Genomic DNA, 17,898 nt, shown 5'->3' on the forward strand with positions numbered 1-17,898 from the left:
AGAACGGGGGAAGCTTTACATGCAGATCCAGAAGATCTTGAATAACAACGTTGTAATTGCCACCGATTCAAAAAATAACGAAATCGTGGTAATGGGCCGGGGTCTAGCCTTTCAAAAAAAAGTAGGAGATGAGATTTCAGAGGAAAACATTGATAAGAAATATCGCTTAGCAAACAATGAGCTATCTCAAAAACTGCAAGAATTATTGGAAGACGTTCCGGTAAGCTACTTAGAATTGGCCAATGACATTATCGAAGATGCAAAAGAAGTACTAAAGGATCCCTTAAGCGATTTACTGTATATTTCAATTACCGATCACTTGTATTCAGCGATTCAACGAGTAAAATCAGGCGTTCGTGTCCGCAATTTACTTTTATGGGATATTAAGCGTTTCTTCCCGGAAGAGTTTGCCATTGGTAAGAAAGCGGTTGCTAATATTTATAAAAAATATCGGGTTGATCTAGGCGAAGACGAGGCGGGCAATATTGCATTGCACCTGGTAAATGCTCAGACCGAAGCTGATAACGAAGATGTCTACGAACTAACCGAACTGATGCAAGAGATTATCCAGATTACCAGCTATTATTTTAAGGTTCAGTTTGAAGAAGACTCGGTCTATTTCTACCGTTTTACTACCCATTTGCGATTCTTTGCCTCTCGGATTATGAGCCACAATCAATTAAGCGATGAGACCGACGATGAATTGCTGCTGATCATTCAAAAGAAATATAAAAATGCCTACCAATGTGTAGAGAAAATCGCTGAATTTATTCAAAAGAAATATCAGTATCCAATGTCTAACGATGAAAAATTATACTTAACGATCCATATTGCACGACTTGTCCAAAAAGTCGAATCATAACAACATTAAAGGGAGGAATTACCCCATGGGAAAATACCATGATTTAGCAGAAAAAATCGTCGCAAATGTCGGCGGGAAAGACAATATCAATAGCTTGACCCATTGTATTACACGTTTACGATTTAAATTGAAGGATGAAAGCAAAGCCAACGACGATGTATTGAAAAATATGGATGGCGTTGTAACTGTTATGAAAAGTGGCGGTCAATACCAAGTAGTTATCGGCAACCATGTTCCTCATGTATATGAAGATGTATTAGATGTTGCCGGTATCAGCGGTAATAGCAGCAGCTCTGAAGAAGATGAAGGCTCTACTAATGTCTTCAATAAATTAATCGACGTAATCAGTGGATGTTTCCAACCGTTCTTGGGAGCGTTATGTGCCTGCGGTATGCTGAAGGGTTTCAATGCATTATTCCTTTACTTAGGATTATATGAAGCAGCTTCAGGGACAGACTTGTTCTTTACTGCAGTTGGCGATAGTATTTTCTACTTCATGCCAATCTTAATTGGTTTGACTGCTGCTCGTAAATTTAAAGTTAGTGAATTTACTGGTATTGCCATTGGTGCAGCGCTAGTTTATCCAACAATCCAAGCAGCCGCAGTTGGTGCAGGCGATCCTTTGATGACTTTGTTCCAAGGTACAATCATTGAGAGTCCTGTATTTATCCAAGTATTTGGTTTACCAATTATTGCCAATAACTACACAAGTAGTGTAGTTCCGGTTATCTTGGTGGTCTGGTTTGCGAAATATGTTCAAAAATTTGCGAAGAAGATTATTCCAGAAATCGTTCAAACCTTCTTGGTACCATTCTTTACTATCGTTATTTCAATGTTTGTTGGTTTCTTGATTATCGGCCCAATCATTACCTTTGCGACAAATATCCTGGGCGCTGGATTTACTGCCTTGTATGATTTCTCTCCAATCGTAATGAGTGTCGTGGTAGGTTTCTTCTGGCAGCCGTTGGTTATCTTCGGATTGCATTGGAGCTTGATTCCACTAGCGATGATCAATATTCAAACATTAGGCTCAGATACCATTTTAGCGGCTTCATTTACTGCCAGCTTTGCCCAAACAGCGGTTGTTATGGCAATGTACTTCAAACTAAAAGACAAAAAACTTAAAGAACTATGTATCCCAGCAGTTATCTCCGGCTTCTTCGGGGTAACCGAACCAGCGATTTACGGTTTGACTTTGCCTAAAAAGAAACCATTCGTTATCTCAATGATCGGTGCTGCTATCGGTGGATTAGTTACAGCATTATTCGGTGCGAAAAGCTATGTTATGGGCGGATTAGGTGTCTTCGGCTTTGTTAACCACATCAATACGGAAACTAATGATATTAGTAATATGATCGGCCAGTTTGTTGCTGTAGGGATCGCAATGGTCTTCAGCTTTGTAGTAACTATGCTTTTCTGGAAAGATGAAACTGTTGTAGAAGAAACACCTGAAAAAGCAGAAGGCTTAAGCGTTCGTAAAGAAACAATCCAATCACCAGTTGAAGGTCAAATGATGCCTTTGTCTACTGCGAAAGATCAAGCATTTGCGGAAGGGATTTTAGGAAAAGGTGTCTTGATTCATCCAACTAAAGGCGAAGTTGTTGCACCATTTGATGGAACAGTCATGACCTTGTTCCCAACAAAACATGCGATTGGTTTAGTATCAGAAAATGGCTTAGAATTATTGATCCATATCGGTTTAGATACTGTGCAATTAGACGGCAAACATTTCACTGCCCATGTAGAACAAGGCGATAAAGTGAAAAAAGGACAAAAATTAGTCAGCTTTGACAAAGAAGCAATTGAAGCTGCCGGCTACAGTGTGGAAACACCGGTCATTGTTACCAACTCAGCAGATTACTTGGATATCATTGACTCAGATAAAAAAGAAGTTTGCAGCGACGATGATCTGCTGACAGTCTTGGTATAAGTAAGTTGTCGGAAAGCAGAAATTAAAAGGAGGGGGAGCCCCCTCCTTTTAATTCGGGCGAAAAGACTCAGTAAAGTGGACGCGAGCCTCTGAGGATTCCTCCATAATGGAAGAGCTGGATTTTCGAGTATCCACATGTTCGCCGATTTTGATCAAATGGTTAAGGTTCAAAGAGTATTCCTCAGCAAAACAGCAGCTGTACAAAACATCCAATAAGTAACAGATGGATGTATTAATCGTATAGTTGCCAATCTTGGAATACAGGCGTTCGCGAGTTGTCAGGCGTAAAGCGGCATCACTAGCAGCAGCCAGTGAATTTTCACCAATACTGGTTAGTCCGATGATGGGAATTTGCTGCTTTTGCAAAATTTCGGCTGTTTGGATAATCATTTCGTTTTCGCCAGTATAAGAAATCAGTATGCAGCAATCTTTGGGATGACAATTGTAAGCTTCATAGGCATTTTCTCCCATAGTTTGAGAGATGATCACATTCTTTTTGATGCGGCGCATTTTTAAGGCAAAATCCTGGGCGATCAAGGTATTAGCATTGCTGCCGAAAATCTTGATTTGATTGGCCTGCAGCAATAACTGTTTGGCCTTTTGAAGATTGTCGTGATTCAACAAGCTTAATGTATCATCAATGGTGGTTCGCTCAAGCGTGGCAACTTTATTGGCAATCGTCATTAAACCATCAGTTGCAGAAAAGGGTAGATTGGCATCTACGGTATCAAAGTAGGTTTGCAGATAGGTCTGTTCTTCTAAAAAAGCCGTCTTCAGCTCCACCCATCCGGCGAAGCCTAATTTTTTAGAAACACGGATTAAAGTGGATGGATGGACAAAGGTTGCCTGGGCAATTTCTTTGATCGTTTGCTCTTCAATGGCGGTACCTTTTTCTAAGATATAGTTGACTAGAGCAGATTCAGCCGCTGAAAAGTCGGTTTGCTTCATTTTTTCGCTGATTAACACAGGTTTCACCTCGTTTTTACAATATCGTTAAATTGATTGTAAATGAAGACAGGTGATTTGGATAGCTTTATTCCTAAAATACGCTGGATTTATAAACGATATTTACAAAACGAAGGGGTTATCCGTGAACATTTGTAAACGAGCATGCAATCGAAGCGTTTTCTATTGTAGTTGGTGTTTACATATCTGATAATGATATTGTAAATAAAAACAAAGGAGAGAATTCAATGACCCAAGGTGTGAAAATTGCGACAATCGGTGGAGGCAGCAGCTATACCCCAGAATTAATGGAAGGTTTCATCAAACGTTACGACGAATTACCAATTCGCGAAATCTGGTTAGTCGATATTGAAGCGGGTAAAGAGAAATTAGAGATTGTCGGTGCGATGGCGCAGCGGATGTGGGATGCTTCCCCATATGATGTGAAAATCCACATGACTCTAGACCGTGAAGAAGCGTTGAAGGATGCGGATTTCGTTACTACTCAATTCCGGGTTGGTTTATTAGAAGCTCGGATCAAAGATGAACGGATTCCAGCTTATTATGGCATGTTGGGACAAGAAACCAACGGTGCCGGCGGTATGTTTAAAGCCTTCCGAACTGTTCCGATTATCTTGGAAATCGTTGAAGACATGAAACGTCTATGTCCCGATGCTTGGCTGGTCAACTTTGCGAACCCAAGCGGCATGGTGACCGAGGCAGTTGTTCGTTATGGTAAATGGGACAAAGTCATCGGCTTATGTAACGTACCAGTAATGGCAACGATGGTGGAACCTGAATTGTTAGGCAGAAAACCGGAAGAATTGATTTACAAATTTGCCGGCTTAAACCACTTCCACTGGCATAAAGTTACTGATAACCACGGCAAAGACGTAACAATGGATATCGTCGATAAAATGTACGAAGGTGAAACCGGCCTACCGAAGAACATTCACGACATTCCTTTCCAACGGGAATTGTTGGAACAAATGAAGATGATTCCTTGCGGCTACCACCGTTACTACTATTTAGAAGAAGAAATGCTGGAGCATGCCTTAGAAGAATACAACAGCCCAACCGGTACGCGGGCACAGCAAGTCAAACAAACCGAAGCCGAACTGTTCGAATTGTACAAAAATCCTGAGTTGGATTACAAACCAGAACAGTTGCAACAACGAGGCGGCGCGTATTACTCAGATGCAGCCTGCGAAACCATAGCTTCAATTTATTCCAACAAAAATACGCAATTGGTTGTCTCAACTAAAAACAATGGTGCGGTTCCTGACCTGCCAGCGGATTGCGTTGTGGAAGTATCAGCTTATATCGGTGGACAAGGTGCCCGCAATGTGGCCTTTGGTTCATTACCAACTGCTGAACGCGGCTGGTTGCAAGTGATGAAGGCCATGGAATTGTTAACGCTGGAAGCAGCCGTAACTGGTGATTACAATACAGCATTACAAGCATTTACCATTAACCCAATGGTTCGTTCTGGTAAAACAGCGAAACGAATCATGGATGAATTATTTATTGCTCACAAAAAACATTTACCAAACTTCAAAGAAACCATCGAACGCTTAGAAAAAGAAGGCGTTGAAGTGCAAGACGAAGTAGCAAAATCATTACGAGAAGTATAAAAGAAAGCGAGTAGATAAAACATGGGATTTAGAAAAGACTTTTTATGGGGCGGCGCAACAGCGGCCAATCAATGTGAAGGCGGCTATGATAAAGGTGGACGCGGTTTAGCTAACGTAGACGTTGTGCCAATCGGCAAGGATCGTTTTCCAGTAATCAGCGGACAACAGAAAATGTTCGATTTTGACGAGGACCATTTCTATCCTGCTAAAGAAGCGATTGATATGTATACCCACTACAAAGAAGATATTGCTTTGTTTGCGGAAATGGGTTTTAAAACCTACCGTCTATCGATTGCTTGGAGCCGGATCTTCCCGAAAGGCGACGAAACTGAGCCAAACGAAGAAGGTCTGAAATTCTACGAAGATATGTTCAAAGAGTGCAAAAAACATGGCATCGAGCCATTAGTAACGATTACTCACTTTGATTGCCCAATGCATTTAGTTGAAAAATATGGTGCATGGCGCAGCCGTGAATTAGTCGGCTTCTACGAAAACTTATGTAAAGCGATTTTCACTCGTTACAAAGGCTTAGTTAAATACTGGTTGACCTTCAACGAAATCAATATGATCCTGCACGCACCATTTATGGGCGCTGGGTTGTACTTTGAAGAAGGCGACGATGTGGAACAAATCAAATATCAAGCCGCTCACCATGAATTGTTAGCTTCAGCAGTTGCAACGAAAATTGCCCATGAAGTTGATCCAGAAAACCAAGTTGGGTGTATGCTGGCAGCGGGTGCTTATTATCCATATTCATCAAAACCTGAAGATGTTTGGGCATCTCGTTCAGATGACCGTGAAAACTACTTCTTTATCGATGTACAATCTCGCGGCGAATACCCAGCCTATGCATTAAAAGAAATGGAACGTAAAGGCATCGAGATCAAGATGGAAGAAGGAGACAAAGAATTATTGAAGGCTCACACTGTTGACTTCATTTCGTTTTCTTACTATTCTTCTCGTGTATCAACAACGGACCCAGAATTGTTGGAACAAACTGAAGGCAACATCTTTGCTTCAGTGAAGAACCCTTACTTGGAAGCAAGCGAATGGGGCTGGCAAATTGACCCACTTGGATTGCGGATTACGATGAACGACCTGTATGACCGCTACCAAAAACCATTATTCGTAGTAGAAAACGGCTTAGGTGCTGTGGACAACCCGGATGAAAATGGTTATGTGGAAGATGATTACCGCATTGAATATCTAGCAGCACATATTGAAGCGATGCGTGATGCAGTGGACGAAGATGGTGTGGACCTATTAGGCTACACAACTTGGGGCTGTATTGATTTAGTATCTGCGGGAACTGGTGAAATGAAAAAACGCTACGGCTTCATCTATGTCGATCGTGACAACGAAGGCAACGGAACGTTAAAACGCAGCAAGAAAAAATCATTTGATTGGTACAAAAAAGTCATTGAAACTAATGGCGAAGATTTAACCAACTAGGCAGCACCAATAGACCGAGTATGGCAGCCCCCGTTGCCGTACTCAGTCTATTTTTTTCGAGTTAAAAAATGCCGGGCACTAGCCAGCTGCATTTCTCGCTGTTGTCTAACCTGTAATGAATCCTTAGGAAAAAGCCGGTTGATCACTTTAATTCCGTAATCTGCCGAAACTAAGGCGTGTCCCCGCATGTGGCCGGTGGCGATGGCTTGAGCAAAGACTCTGCCCGCGTATTTACTAAGTTCTGAAGAAGATTCCTGGGCTAATTGATTTGCCGCAAACCCGGCTTGCCGGAGTTCGTGAGCCGAGCACTCACCTTTGATTCGCCGATTTAAAGTTTCGATTGCTTTATTAATTCGCGGATCTTTTTGCAAGGGTACATCCAGGTAACGCAAGTAGGGCAGCGCTTGGTGTATAGTCCATTCAGCTAATAAGGCATGGGGAAGCAGTTCTAAAGTAGCTTCCAGCTGGATGCGCAGCTGAGGATCATCCAGTATTTTTATTTTGGGAGCAGTTGGCAATTGCTTTTCCGTTAGTTGTTCATGGGTGTTCCACGAGTAAGTTTGATCCATGCCTGCCTCCAATGTTAATCGTTTTTTACAGGCTATTATACCAAAAAAGGCTGGCAAGGCCAGCCTTAAGTGGATTATTTATTTTGGGTTCTTCTTTTACGAATGATGCTGACGATTAACATCGCACTCACCGCTGCTGCTGCTACTAATACTTGATCCATTTTCATCCATCTCCTTTGTCCTTCTTGTTGTATTTATCATACCAAGCCGATAAAGGAGAAACCACTTACAAAATAGGCAAGCAACCTTACAATGCTGAAAGCTACCGTTTATAAACGATTTTCTCGAAACGATTATCTGGTAATTGGAAGTACATTTCGAGATTTTTTGTATTCAAGTAGGCACAGGCAATGATCATGTCTTGCTCGCACCACATAGTAGCTGGTGTACCATATAAATATTCAGCTATGTAAAATAATGAACCATTTGTTTTTTGATAGGAGGTAACCCGGTGGGTGCTGACCATCGTTGAAGCACAGTAAAAGCTCAATTCCTCGGGTTCCTTATAAGGCATAATGGTCTTGAGAAAGGGTGCTCGAGTTGCAGTCATTGGTTTCACTTCCTTTCGATAATAATTACAAATTGGCTTATCTTCAGGTTTATCGTAACAAATCGGCAAAATCACGACAAAATTAATGCTTATTTGAATAAGAAAATCCTCATAAATTGGCTCAACCTAAAACTAATCAAGTAGAGCAATTAAAAAAATTAGTTGACAACGCAACTAATTCTTCTTAGTATGAATAGGGAGGCGAAATGTATGGCACAAAGCTTAGGTCGATTAATTTCTATTTTGTATCGTAAAAATCAGGCCTACTTAAATGAAGCGCTGGTGGTTTATGATCTGACAGCCAGCGAACAGGCAGTTTTAATGTATCTATATAAGAAGAGTCCGGTTACCCAAGACGAGATTGCCCATTATCTGCAATTGGATAAGGCATCAATCACCCGGACACTGCAGTCATTGATGAAAAAAGAGTATGTGACGAAGAAGAAGGATGCTGCTGATAAGCGGTATAACCTCGTTTCAATTACGGAAAAGGGTGCAGCAATCAAGCCTACGATTATGGAAAAGCTGCAGGACTGGAATCGGTTTTTATTAGAGGATTTTGATCAGGAGCAACAGGAATTTATTTACAATAGTTTGTTAGATATCGTTGAAAAAGCAGAAAAATATGAGGGGTGAAGCAATGGAAGAAAGTAAAAATCCATTAGGAATCGAGAAGGTTTCAAAATTAATTATTCAATTTTCAATTCCCGCAATTATCGGCATGGTGATTAATGCCTTGTACAACGTAGTAGACCGGATTTATATCGGCAATGCACCTGGTTTAGGCCAAAATGGATTGGCTGGGATTACAATCGGGTTTCCGATTATGATTATTCTGATCGCGATCGGACTATTGTTTGGTGTCGGCGGTGCAACGCTGTTTTCTATCAAACTAGGGGAAGGGAAGCCTAAGGAAGCGGAAGAAGCTTTGGGGAATGCCTTTACTTTATTGATTGTCAGCGGATTAGCCTTTATGATATTGGGCCAATTATTCTTAACCCGCGTACTGACGCTATTCGGTGCCAGTGAAACAGTCTTGCCTTACTCAATGGAATACATGCGGGTTATTTTCTTTGGTGCGATTTTTCAAATTGTCAGCCTGGGCATGAACAACTTCATGCGGGCAGATGGTCAGCCGAAACTAGCCATGATCACTATGTTCATGGGAGCCGGCGTGAATATCGTTTTGGACCCAGTCTTTATTTATGTCTTCAATATGGGAATGGCTGGTGCGGCTTGGGCGACCATTCTTTCACAGTTTATCTCCATGGTTTGGATTCTAGCTTATTTTAAAGGCAAACGCAGCCGGCACAAGATTCACCTGAAAAACATGCGTCTAAAATGGCGCACGGCTAGCCGTCTAACTGCGCTGGGCTTGCCTTCGTTTTTCATTCAATTGGCTAATAGCTTGTTAAATGTTGTGTTGAATGTGAATTTGACCGCTTACGGTGGCGACATCGCAGTTTCTGGTATGGGGATTGTTAACAGTATTCAAACGATTTTGTTGATGCCGATTACGGGATTGGTGCAGGGAACGCAGCCGATCATCAGCTTCAATCATGGAGCGAAGAAATTCAATCGGGTATGGCAGGCGCAGAAAATCGCCATTATGGCAGCGACCACCATCGTTGTGGTTGGTTGGATTGTCACTCGTGTGGCACCAGGATTGTTGGTATCTATGTTTAACCGCGATCCAGAGTTGATGGCTTTTAGCTCATTCGCCTTACAGGCTTGGTTCACTTGTTTGCCAGTGATTGGCTTTCAAATTGTTGCCTCTAACTACTTCCAGGCGACTGGTAAGACGACAATTGCGATTATTTTGACCTTGACTCGGCAATTTTTATTGTTGCTGCCAGCGATTTTCGTGTTCTCTAATATTTGGGGCTTGGAAGGTATCTTATATTCCGCACCATTTTCCGATGCAGTGTCAGTTTTATTGACAGGCACCCTTTACATCGGAGCAGCTAAGAAACTAAAGAGAGAGATGCATGCACAGGAACGATTAGATTTTGAATAAGAAAATAGCCGCGGGCACTCTGCCTACGGCTATTTTTTCGCCTAAAATCGGCTGGTTTTATGGATGGTTGGTTTTTTCCGGTAATCCGGTCCTTTGAAACGGTTCTTGAAGCGTTTTGGCAGCAGCAAGGACATCAGCTCAAAAGGAGTGGCTAAAATAGTCCAAGCCACTTGGCGAGCGTTAGGATGATAAGCATAAACTTTGGTCAAGCCAAAGTGCAGAACAATCAAACCCGGTAACAGCAGTAAAGCGGATTGCCAAGTAGCTGTCCAGTTAGTGAAGTGCTGCAGGATACTGATTCCTAACGGGTAAAAATAAAACAGGGTGGTAATCAGATTGACGCGCCAGCTGCGAGTCAGCAATCGAATGTTCAGCAAAAAGAAAATAGCGGACAAAACGATCCCTAATGGTGGAAACAAACTGACTAAAAAGGAATAAATAATCCCCCAAATCAGTAAACCTGGTCCTTTTACTAAGGCGGTCAAAAGAATTAATCCGCCAATTGTCCACAGCTGATTTTGGATGGTGGTGACGGTTAGAAAACTGAAAAGTACTAAGACTACCCAGTGCCAAATGCTGGATAAGGGCGCTTTTTCGGGAAATTTTTGTTTGAGAGCTTTTGCTGTATTGGGATATTCTTGTTGAAAACTATTCATCGAATCCCTCCATCTAGTTAAAGTATGTCGGTTTGCTGCCGACATTAAGTTATTATAGAAAGTTTTGACCCGACTTACATCCGACTAAAGATGTAAGTTTCTACCTAATAAGTTTAAGAGTCAGTTTAGAAAAAGGCGAACTCTGCATTTCGGCTAAGATTGTAGTAGAATGGAAAGCGTGAAGAAACTGAATTTGAAGAAATAAGGAGCGATAAATAATGCTTTTTGATTCACATACCCATTTGAATGCAGAACAATTTAAAGATGAAATCCCAGAAACGGTGGAACGTGCGAAAGAACTAGGAGTTACCGAAATGGCGGTCGTGGGCTTTGACACACCTACGATTGAAAAAAGCCTGGAGTTGAGCCAAACCTATGAAGGCATCCATTCGATTATCGGCTGGCACCCAACTGAAGCCGGCAGTTACACCAAAGCAGTAGAAGAAAAACTGTTGCAGCAATTGACCTTGCCAAAAGTCGTGGCCTTAGGTGAAATCGGTTTGGATTATCACTGGATGGAAGATCCTAAAGACGTGCAGGATAAAGTCTTTCGCCGCCAAATCGCGATTGCCAAAGAAATGAACCTGCCTATCAGCATCCATACCCGCGATGCGATTGAAGATACCTATAAAGTTCTGAAGGAAGAGGACATTCGTGAAATCGGCGGTATCATGCACAGCTTCAGCGGTGATGACGAATGGGCGAAGCGTTTCTTGGACTTAGGCATGCACGTGTCTTTCTCTGGTGTGGTGACCTTTAAGAATGCACCAGATGTTCAGGCAGCTGCCAAAGTTGTGCCTTTGGATAAAATATTAGTGGAAACTGATGCGCCTTATTTGGCACCGATGCCTTATCGCGGCAAACGCAATGAACCAGGTTACACTCGCTATGTGGCGGAAAAAATTGCTGAGTTGCGGGAGTTGCCATTGGAAGAAATTGCCCAACATACGACTGAAAATGCTCATCGTTTATTTAGGATTGCGGCCCATGACTGAGCATAGTATTGAAGAAATTATTGTGGTTGAAGGTAAAGACGATACCAAGCGTTTAAAGGAAGTCTTTGGCGATGTGGACACGATTGAAACTAGAGGCTCAGCAATTAACGAAGATATTTTGGAGCAAATCGAACATGCCCAAGATACTCGTGGGGTAATCGTGTTTACTGATCCAGATTTTTCCGGGGAGAAGATCCGCAAAACCATTATGGCAGAGATTCCCGAAGCTAAGCATGCTTTCTTGTCTCGGCGCATGGCCACCCCGGCAAAACGCGGAGCCAGTCTTGGAGTCGAACATGCCAGTGACGAGGCAATTATTGAAGCGCTGCGGCAGGTGGTTACGCCGCAACAAACAAAAAGTACGATGATACCTAGACAAACCTTGATGGAATATGGTTTAATAGCGGGAGCTCAAGCCCGTGAAAAACGGGAACGTTTAGGTGAAGAACTGCGGATTGGCTATATGAATGCCAAACAGCTGGAAAAGCGTCTAGCGATGTTTCGTATCACCGAAGAAGAATTGCACGCGGCCATGAAGAAAGTCGAGGAGACACTGTGAATAAAGATATAGCAACACCTTCAAGAACCAAAGAGATTTTGAAAAAACACGGTTTTTCCTTTAAGAAAAGCCTAGGTCAGAATTTCCTGACTGAACCAAATATTTTACAAAAAATTGTCGAAACTGCCGGTATTGATGCCCAAACCAATGTCATCGAGGTTGGTCCTGGGATTGGTGCTTTAACTGAGCACCTGGCTAGAGCCGCGCATCAAGTGTTAGCCTTTGAAATCGATGATCGTCTAATTCCTGTGTTGGAAGATACACTGAGCCCTTATGACAACATCAAAGTGGTACACGAGGACATTTTGAAAGCGGACTTAGTCAAAGAAGCTGATTATTTCGACCAAGCAGGTCCGATTAAAGTCGTGGCAAACTTACCTTACTACATTACGACACCAATCATGATGCACTTGCTGGACTCAGCGCTGGAAGTCGATGAAATGGTAGTAATGATGCAGCGGGAAGTGGCGGATCGTGTGTCAGCTCAGCCGGGAACCAAGGCTTACGGCTCACTAACCATTGCTGTGCAATATTATATGGAAGCAACTACGGCTTTTATTGTGCCTAAAACCGTCTTTATTCCGCAACCAAATGTGGATTCAGCAATTTTGCGTCTGGTCCGTCGGGAAAAACCAGCAGTGACGGTTACCAACGAAAAAGAATTTTTCCGTTTAACTAAAGCCGGTTTTGCTTTGCGTCGGAAGACTCTTTGGAACAACTTGCTGCACAGCTATGGCAAGGATGAAGAAACCCGCGCCTGGTTGGAGAAAAGTTTAGAACAAGCTGGCATTGATGCAAAACGCCGAGGCGAGACCTTGTCATTAGCGGAATATGCTGATTTATCCAATGCATTAGAAGCCAATAAAACGATACGAGAAGAGTAATTCTTTTCGTATTTTTTGTTAAAAAGAACCCGCGGCTCTGCTTTATTCCTCGGAATTTATTTATACTAAGCTGCAAGGAGGATTCCTATGAAAAAATTGATTTACGGCTCCATGATCGGATTACTGGCGTTAGGTTTGCTTTCTGCTTGTAATCAAAACGATAAAAAAACTGAAACCAAACAGTCAGCGGCGGTAGAAACACCGGCTAAAACCGGGGATACGATTGAACCATCTGATTATCATGATGTGGACAATTGGTTGGCGAAAACCACCGATCCAACTGAACTGGCGGACGTATTTATTTTATATCCGACCGCTTATCAAAAACAGGGCAATCAATCTCCAGTATCGAAGATTGATAATTTGAGTATGCAAGCAGGTGCGCAAGTCTTCCTGGCCAACCAAGGCTCAGCCTTTGAAAGCAGCGGCAACGTCTTTGCGCCATATTATCGTCAGTTGGATGCTAATTGGCTGCTGAGTCAATCAGCGGAAAAGCAGGCTGAATATGCTAACGGTGTACCGAAAGCTGATGTACTAGCGGCCTTCCATTATTACATCGAAAATTATAACAATGGTCGACCATTTATTTTAGTTGGACATTCTCAAGGGGCTTCAATGGTGAAAGAAATTTTGTTTGACTATTTGAAAAAGAATCCTGAGGTAAATGAGCGAATGGTAGCGGCTTATGTGTTAGGTCAATCAGTAACTCAAGCTGAACTAGATGCCAATCCTCAAACTAAGTTTGCGGAAGGTCCCGATGATACTGGCGTAATTATTTCTTATAACACAGTTTCGCCAACCTTTGAAGGAGAGCTGTCTACTACGGCTCCTGGTGCTTTGGCAATTAACCCGATCACTTGGACGCGAGATGAGACACCAGCACCAGTGGAGGCTAACCTAGGCTCCTATGTGCGTAATGAGGAAGGGAACTATGAAAGAGCAATGGGAGTGGCAGATGCCCGCGTTGACACCGCGCGCGGCTTAGTTATTTGTTCCACTGCCGATGTCGCTCGTTACGGAATGCCGGAAAGTGCCCGCAAAATTTTCCCAGAAGGGTCTTTCCACAATAACGATATCAGCTTCTATTACTACAACCTGCAGCAAAATGCGGAAAACCGAGTGGCGCAATATTTAGCCGCTCATCCAGCACCAACTCCGGAAGCGGAACAACCCGTAGCAGAAAATGTAGAATCAATTCAATAAGCAAGCTAACTGATCCGGCGAATTACGCGCGGGTCAGTTTTTATTTGTTGGAAAGATCAGAGGGTGCTTGAATCCGAATTTTATTTATGGGATACTAAACATATAATGACACTATATATGGTGCGTGGTGATATAATCTGACAAGAGCGGAAAAAGAGTTAGAGAAAATGAGGAATAACCCTAAGAATGTTTCGAAAGAAAAACTAATAACTATTCTTAGAAGATTTGGATGTACTGTTTTTGAGAGGTCGGGTGGAAGTCATTTTGCAGTTAGTCACCCAAAAATTGAAAGGACTCTGACAATCCCTTCAAAGAAACCAATAAAAGCTGTTTATATAAGAGATTGTGTCAGGTTCATAGATGAGGTGAAAGAAATTGATGACTAAAGAAGAGTATTTAACTTTAGAATACCCTGTCGTAATCAAGAAATTTTATGATGAAGATGAGGAACAGGATATTTTTTCAGCCGAGATTAAAGAAATGCCCGGCTTGAAAGTTTACGGAGACTCTTATCAAGAGGTCTATGATGAATTATTGGAAGCAAAAGAAATTTGGGTGGATGCTCGTTTAGCTGAAGGCAGAGATATTCCCTTGCCATTCAAAGAAAATCATAGTTATAGTGGCAGACTAACTGTGAGAATTGGAAAAGATCTGCATCGAAGAGTTGCGGACTATGCGGAAGATGATGGCATGTCTTTGAATCAAAGTATAATCAGTCTTTTGGAAAAAGGACTCTCTGCAACAGCGATAGGCAGCCAAGGTGGCTACCTAAAAGAGACTAATCGTGAATTAGATAAAATTAGTGAGACTTTGTATGAGTTAAGTATAAAGAACTTTAAAACCAAACGTTAGTTGGTAAGTCAGCTAAAAGAAAATGATCAAGAGTAAAATAAATGAAGATCTTAGCGTCTCGCTAAGATCTTTTTCGTACCCCGGTAGTTCTATTTGTACATAACCGAACAAGCAAAGCAGTCGTCAATTTCCTGAACTTTCCGTATAGTGGGAGAAGAAAGTGGGGGAATTATCATGAATTACCGTGTTTTATTATATTATCTATACACACCAATTGCCGATCCGGAGCAGTTTGCGAAGGAGCATTTGGCTTTTTGTCGCGAGCTGGATTTGAAAGGGCGGATTCTGGTGGCTGAAGAAGGCATCAATGGAACGTTATCCGGCACCAATGAAGCAACTGATCGCTATATGAAATACATGCATCAAGATGAACGCTTTAAGGATACTTTTTTCAAGATAGACGAAAGTGAAGATCATGCCTTTAAGAAGATGTTTGTCCGACCTCGTAAAGAGTTGGTTTCTTTGAATTTAGAAGACGACATCGATCCGAAAGAAGTAACGGGGAACTATTTGGAACCAAAAGAATTCAAGGAAGCGCTATTAGATGAAAATACTGTCGTAATTGATGCTCGAAACGATTACGAATATGACTTGGGACATTTTCGCGGCGCTGTTCGTCCCGATATTCGTGCGTTTCGTGAGCTGCCTGAATGGATTCGCGCTAACAAAGAAAAATTTATGGACAAAAAAGTCGTTACCTATTGTACCGGCGGGATCCGTTGTGAAAAATTTTCCGGCTGGATGCTGCGAGAAGGCTTTGACGATGTAGCTCAATTACATGGTGGAATCGCCAACTACGGCAAGGACCCAGCAACCAAAGGGGAGCTGTGGGATGGCAAAATGTACATCTTTGACGAACGGATCGCAGTCGAAATCAACCAAGTGGATAAACAGGTTGTCGGCAAAGAGTGGTTCGACGGAACACCTTGCGAACGCTATATCAATTGCAGCAATCCAGAATGCAACCGTCAGATTTTAGTCTCAGAAGAAAATGAAGCACGCTATTTAGGCGCTTGCTCTTATGAATGCGCGGCTCACGAACACAATCGTTATGCCGAAGCACACGATATTTCCGAAGCAGAAAAAGAAGACCGTTTAGCTCAAATCGCCTACCGCTAGAAGCATGGATCGCCATGCTTCTTTTTGATATGTCTTGACACATCTGTCGACTTCAACTAAACTTGAACTCAGCTATATATGTCAAGACACCTCAGGAGGCAATTATGAAAAATAATTCTGTAAAACATTTAACGATTTCAGCTTTACTAATCGGGTTAGGGGTTTTGATTCCTATGGTAATGCCCAAGGTAGTGATTCCACCGGCATCCTTTACGTTGGCCAGTCACGTCCCAGTATTTATCGCCATGTTTTTTTCACCAGGAATGGCAGTAGCGGTAGTTCTCGGAACCGCCTTTGGCTTTTTCATCTCAACATCACCAATCATCGCATTGCGGGCGTTTTCTCACATTTTGTTTGCGGTAATCGGCGCTCGTTACCTGCAAAAGCATCCCGAAATCGTCTTTAAAAACGGTCAGTTTACTTTGTCGAATGGAAAATTTCAAGTCTTTAACCTAATTATCGGCTTAATTCATTCAGCTGCGGAAATGATCGTAGTCAGCGTGTTCTACTTTATGGGAAATATGCCGGATACGTATTATTCGCAAGGTTATATTTACACCGTGTTTATTTTGATGGGGATCGGCGGAGTGATTCACAGCCTAGTGGATTACAACATTGCCTACTTTGTGGCCGGCACGCTTTATAAACATTTCAATTTACCAATTTTTGATAAAGCAATTAAACAGGAAAAAGAACTGAAAAAAATGGTCGCTTAATCGCAGTTGCTACTGCGATTTTTCTTTTTTTCAGTAATTTTTTTGACAAATTATTTTCAGTTTTGTAAAAAAAATGGAAAAAGAACAACTGAGCCTAGTATTGGCGCGGTTTCCCCTTCTTAAATAACAAGTATTGAAAGAAAAAGAATTTTCTAAAAAAGCAAGACTATAATATTATTTTATTGTATAGTAATAGAAAGTTAAATTTTAGAAAATTAATACATAAAAAGAGGGAAGACCAATGATCAGAATACTATTACTCACCAAAAACGTGTTGTCCGAACAAGAATTACTTCAACAGCTTCAACGATTAAACTTCGAAGTTTTCTCATCTTCAAGTACCCTTCAGTCGTTAATCGTATCTGACGACAGTGCTGGCTTAGCCGATTATTTCTCAGTAGTGATCCTAAGCGAAACAATCTCATGTCGGGAAGTTCAAGAAATTCTGCCTCATATCGTTAAAGAAGGACGGTTGATTTTCCGTAAAGCGAATCGTTCGTTTGTCGAAGAAGAAAAAGTGTTGTTAGGTCAGGATCAAATTACTGACTGGATGTTCTCGGACGCTTCGGCAGAAGAAATTCGCGAACTAATTGCTTCGCCATTTTACAATATTGCCTTGGACAACTCGTCATTCCAGCAATTTACGCAAGGTCAATTTTCGAAAATCAACAGCAAACAAATGGAAAATGTACTGGCGTCCTTCTCAGCTAGTGAGTTCAAGGTTTTCCAGAAGCTGAAACAAGAACGTGGTCAAACAGTTGGCCGAGAAGAGCTGTGTGAATTGCTGTGGGGTGAAATTACCCAATCAAGAATGGTTCAGTTGTCTTCCTTAATCAAAAACATGCGGGTGAAATTTGAAGCCAACGACATCGAAGGCGAAATTATTCAAACCGTTTGGCGCAAAGGTTACATCTTAAAACAATAAGCAAACACAGAAGAGGCTGTGACATAAGTC

The 17,898-nt window shown here is 41.9% G+C and carries 19 protein-coding genes; 15 read left to right on the forward strand and 4 right to left on the reverse strand.

From position 1 onward, the window contains the following. The first annotated feature begins 19 nt into the window (after positions 1-19). Together licT and JZO70_RS11060 are read left to right on the forward strand one after the other, a co-directional pair. Positions 20-862, forward strand: coding sequence for a BglG family transcription antiterminator LicT (licT, locus tag JZO70_RS11055; RefSeq protein WP_207673630.1), 843 nt, complete (start codon positions 20-22; stop codon positions 860-862). A 25-nt stretch (positions 863-887) separates the two neighbouring features. Next, positions 888-2,792 carry a beta-glucoside-specific PTS transporter subunit IIABC gene (locus JZO70_RS11060; protein ID WP_207673631.1) on the forward strand — a complete coding sequence of 635 codons (1,905 nt, stop codon included), beginning with the start codon at positions 888-890 and terminating at the stop codon, positions 2,790-2,792. A 48-nt stretch (positions 2,793-2,840) separates the two neighbouring features. Here the strand turns inward: JZO70_RS11060 and JZO70_RS11065 are convergent, their stop codons facing one another. Further along, positions 2,841-3,758 (reverse strand): SIS domain-containing protein, encoded by a 918-nt coding sequence (locus JZO70_RS11065; RefSeq protein ID WP_207673632.1) that lies wholly within the window; start codon positions 3,756-3,758, stop codon positions 2,841-2,843. Between the two features lie 227 nt (positions 3,759-3,985). On the opposite strand from JZO70_RS11065, the gene JZO70_RS11070 reads away from it, so the two are divergent. Then, a complete protein-coding gene (locus JZO70_RS11070; RefSeq protein WP_207673633.1) occupies positions 3,986-5,371 on the forward strand; it encodes a 6-phospho-beta-glucosidase in 1,386 nt (461 codons plus the stop codon). Between the two features lie 21 nt (positions 5,372-5,392). Then, on the forward strand, positions 5,393-6,823 hold the full coding sequence (locus tag JZO70_RS11075; protein ID WP_207673634.1) for a 6-phospho-beta-glucosidase: 1,431 nt from the start codon (positions 5,393-5,395) through the stop codon (positions 6,821-6,823). A gap of 47 nt (positions 6,824-6,870) precedes the next feature. On the opposite strand, the gene JZO70_RS11080 is transcribed toward JZO70_RS11075, so the two are convergent. Beyond that, positions 6,871-7,392 carry a putative immunity protein gene (locus JZO70_RS11080; RefSeq protein ID WP_207673635.1) on the reverse strand — a complete coding sequence of 174 codons (522 nt, stop codon included), beginning with the start codon at positions 7,390-7,392 and terminating at the stop codon, positions 6,871-6,873. Between the two features lie 262 nt (positions 7,393-7,654). Beyond that, a complete protein-coding gene (locus JZO70_RS11085) occupies positions 7,655-7,942 on the reverse strand; it encodes a hypothetical protein (protein WP_207673636.1) in 288 nt (95 codons plus the stop codon). A gap of 210 nt (positions 7,943-8,152) precedes the next feature. On the opposite strand from JZO70_RS11085, the gene JZO70_RS11090 reads away from it, so the two are divergent. Together JZO70_RS11090 and JZO70_RS11095 are read left to right on the forward strand one after the other, a co-directional pair. Beyond that, positions 8,153-8,578, forward strand: a complete 426-nt coding sequence (locus JZO70_RS11090; RefSeq protein ID WP_207673637.1) for a MarR family winged helix-turn-helix transcriptional regulator — start codon at positions 8,153-8,155, stop codon at positions 8,576-8,578. A 4-nt stretch (positions 8,579-8,582) separates the two neighbouring features. Then, positions 8,583-9,959, forward strand: a complete 1,377-nt coding sequence (locus JZO70_RS11095) for an MATE family efflux transporter (protein WP_207673638.1) — start codon at positions 8,583-8,585, stop codon at positions 9,957-9,959. A gap of 41 nt (positions 9,960-10,000) precedes the next feature. Here the strand turns inward: JZO70_RS11095 and JZO70_RS11100 are convergent, their stop codons facing one another. Then, complete coding sequence (locus JZO70_RS11100; protein ID WP_207673639.1) at positions 10,001-10,615, reverse strand: hypothetical protein; 615 nt, start codon at positions 10,613-10,615, stop codon at positions 10,001-10,003. A 218-nt stretch (positions 10,616-10,833) separates the two neighbouring features. On the opposite strand from JZO70_RS11100, the gene JZO70_RS11105 reads away from it, so the two are divergent. The 9 genes from JZO70_RS11105 (at position 10,834) to JZO70_RS11145 (ending at position 17,868) form a co-directional block, all read left to right on the forward strand. Then, a complete protein-coding gene (locus tag JZO70_RS11105) occupies positions 10,834-11,610 on the forward strand; it encodes a TatD family hydrolase (protein ID WP_207673640.1) in 777 nt (258 codons plus the stop codon). Continuing rightward, positions 11,603-12,169 carry a ribonuclease M5 gene (rnmV, locus tag JZO70_RS11110; RefSeq protein ID WP_207673641.1) on the forward strand — a complete coding sequence of 189 codons (567 nt, stop codon included), beginning with the start codon at positions 11,603-11,605 and terminating at the stop codon, positions 12,167-12,169. The genes JZO70_RS11105 and rnmV overlap by 8 nt, the downstream gene beginning before the upstream one ends. Next, complete coding sequence (gene rsmA / locus JZO70_RS11115) at positions 12,166-13,053, forward strand: 16S rRNA (adenine(1518)-N(6)/adenine(1519)-N(6))-dimethyltransferase RsmA (protein WP_207673642.1); 888 nt, start codon at positions 12,166-12,168, stop codon at positions 13,051-13,053. The genes rnmV and rsmA overlap by 4 nt, the downstream gene beginning before the upstream one ends. 87 nt (positions 13,054-13,140) lie before the next feature. Further along, on the forward strand, positions 13,141-14,256 hold the full coding sequence (locus tag JZO70_RS11120; protein WP_207673643.1) for a DUF3089 domain-containing protein: 1,116 nt from the start codon (positions 13,141-13,143) through the stop codon (positions 14,254-14,256). 167 nt (positions 14,257-14,423) lie between these two features. Beyond that, positions 14,424-14,642, forward strand: a complete 219-nt coding sequence (locus tag JZO70_RS22750) for a type II toxin-antitoxin system HicA family toxin (protein WP_207673644.1) — start codon at positions 14,424-14,426, stop codon at positions 14,640-14,642. Next, positions 14,635-15,108: a type II toxin-antitoxin system HicB family antitoxin gene (locus JZO70_RS11130; RefSeq protein WP_207673645.1), complete on the forward strand. Its 474-nt coding sequence runs from the start codon at positions 14,635-14,637 to the stop codon at positions 15,106-15,108. The genes JZO70_RS22750 and JZO70_RS11130 overlap by 8 nt, the downstream gene beginning before the upstream one ends. A gap of 174 nt (positions 15,109-15,282) precedes the next feature. Next, positions 15,283-16,227 carry an oxygen-dependent tRNA uridine(34) hydroxylase TrhO gene (gene trhO, locus JZO70_RS11135; protein ID WP_207673646.1) on the forward strand — a complete coding sequence of 315 codons (945 nt, stop codon included), beginning with the start codon at positions 15,283-15,285 and terminating at the stop codon, positions 16,225-16,227. Between the two features lie 104 nt (positions 16,228-16,331). Then, complete coding sequence (locus JZO70_RS11140) at positions 16,332-16,943, forward strand: hypothetical protein (RefSeq protein WP_207673647.1); 612 nt, start codon at positions 16,332-16,334, stop codon at positions 16,941-16,943. A 241-nt stretch (positions 16,944-17,184) separates the two neighbouring features. Continuing rightward, positions 17,185-17,868 (forward strand): winged helix-turn-helix domain-containing protein, encoded by a 684-nt coding sequence (locus tag JZO70_RS11145; RefSeq protein ID WP_207673648.1) that lies wholly within the window; start codon positions 17,185-17,187, stop codon positions 17,866-17,868. Positions 17,869-17,898 lie beyond the last annotated feature (30 nt).

Origin of the sequence: Candidatus Enterococcus moelleringii (assembly GCF_017377575.1) — a bacterium.
GTDB classification, from domain to species: domain Bacteria; phylum Bacillota; class Bacilli; order Lactobacillales; family Enterococcaceae; genus Enterococcus_A; species Enterococcus_A moelleringii.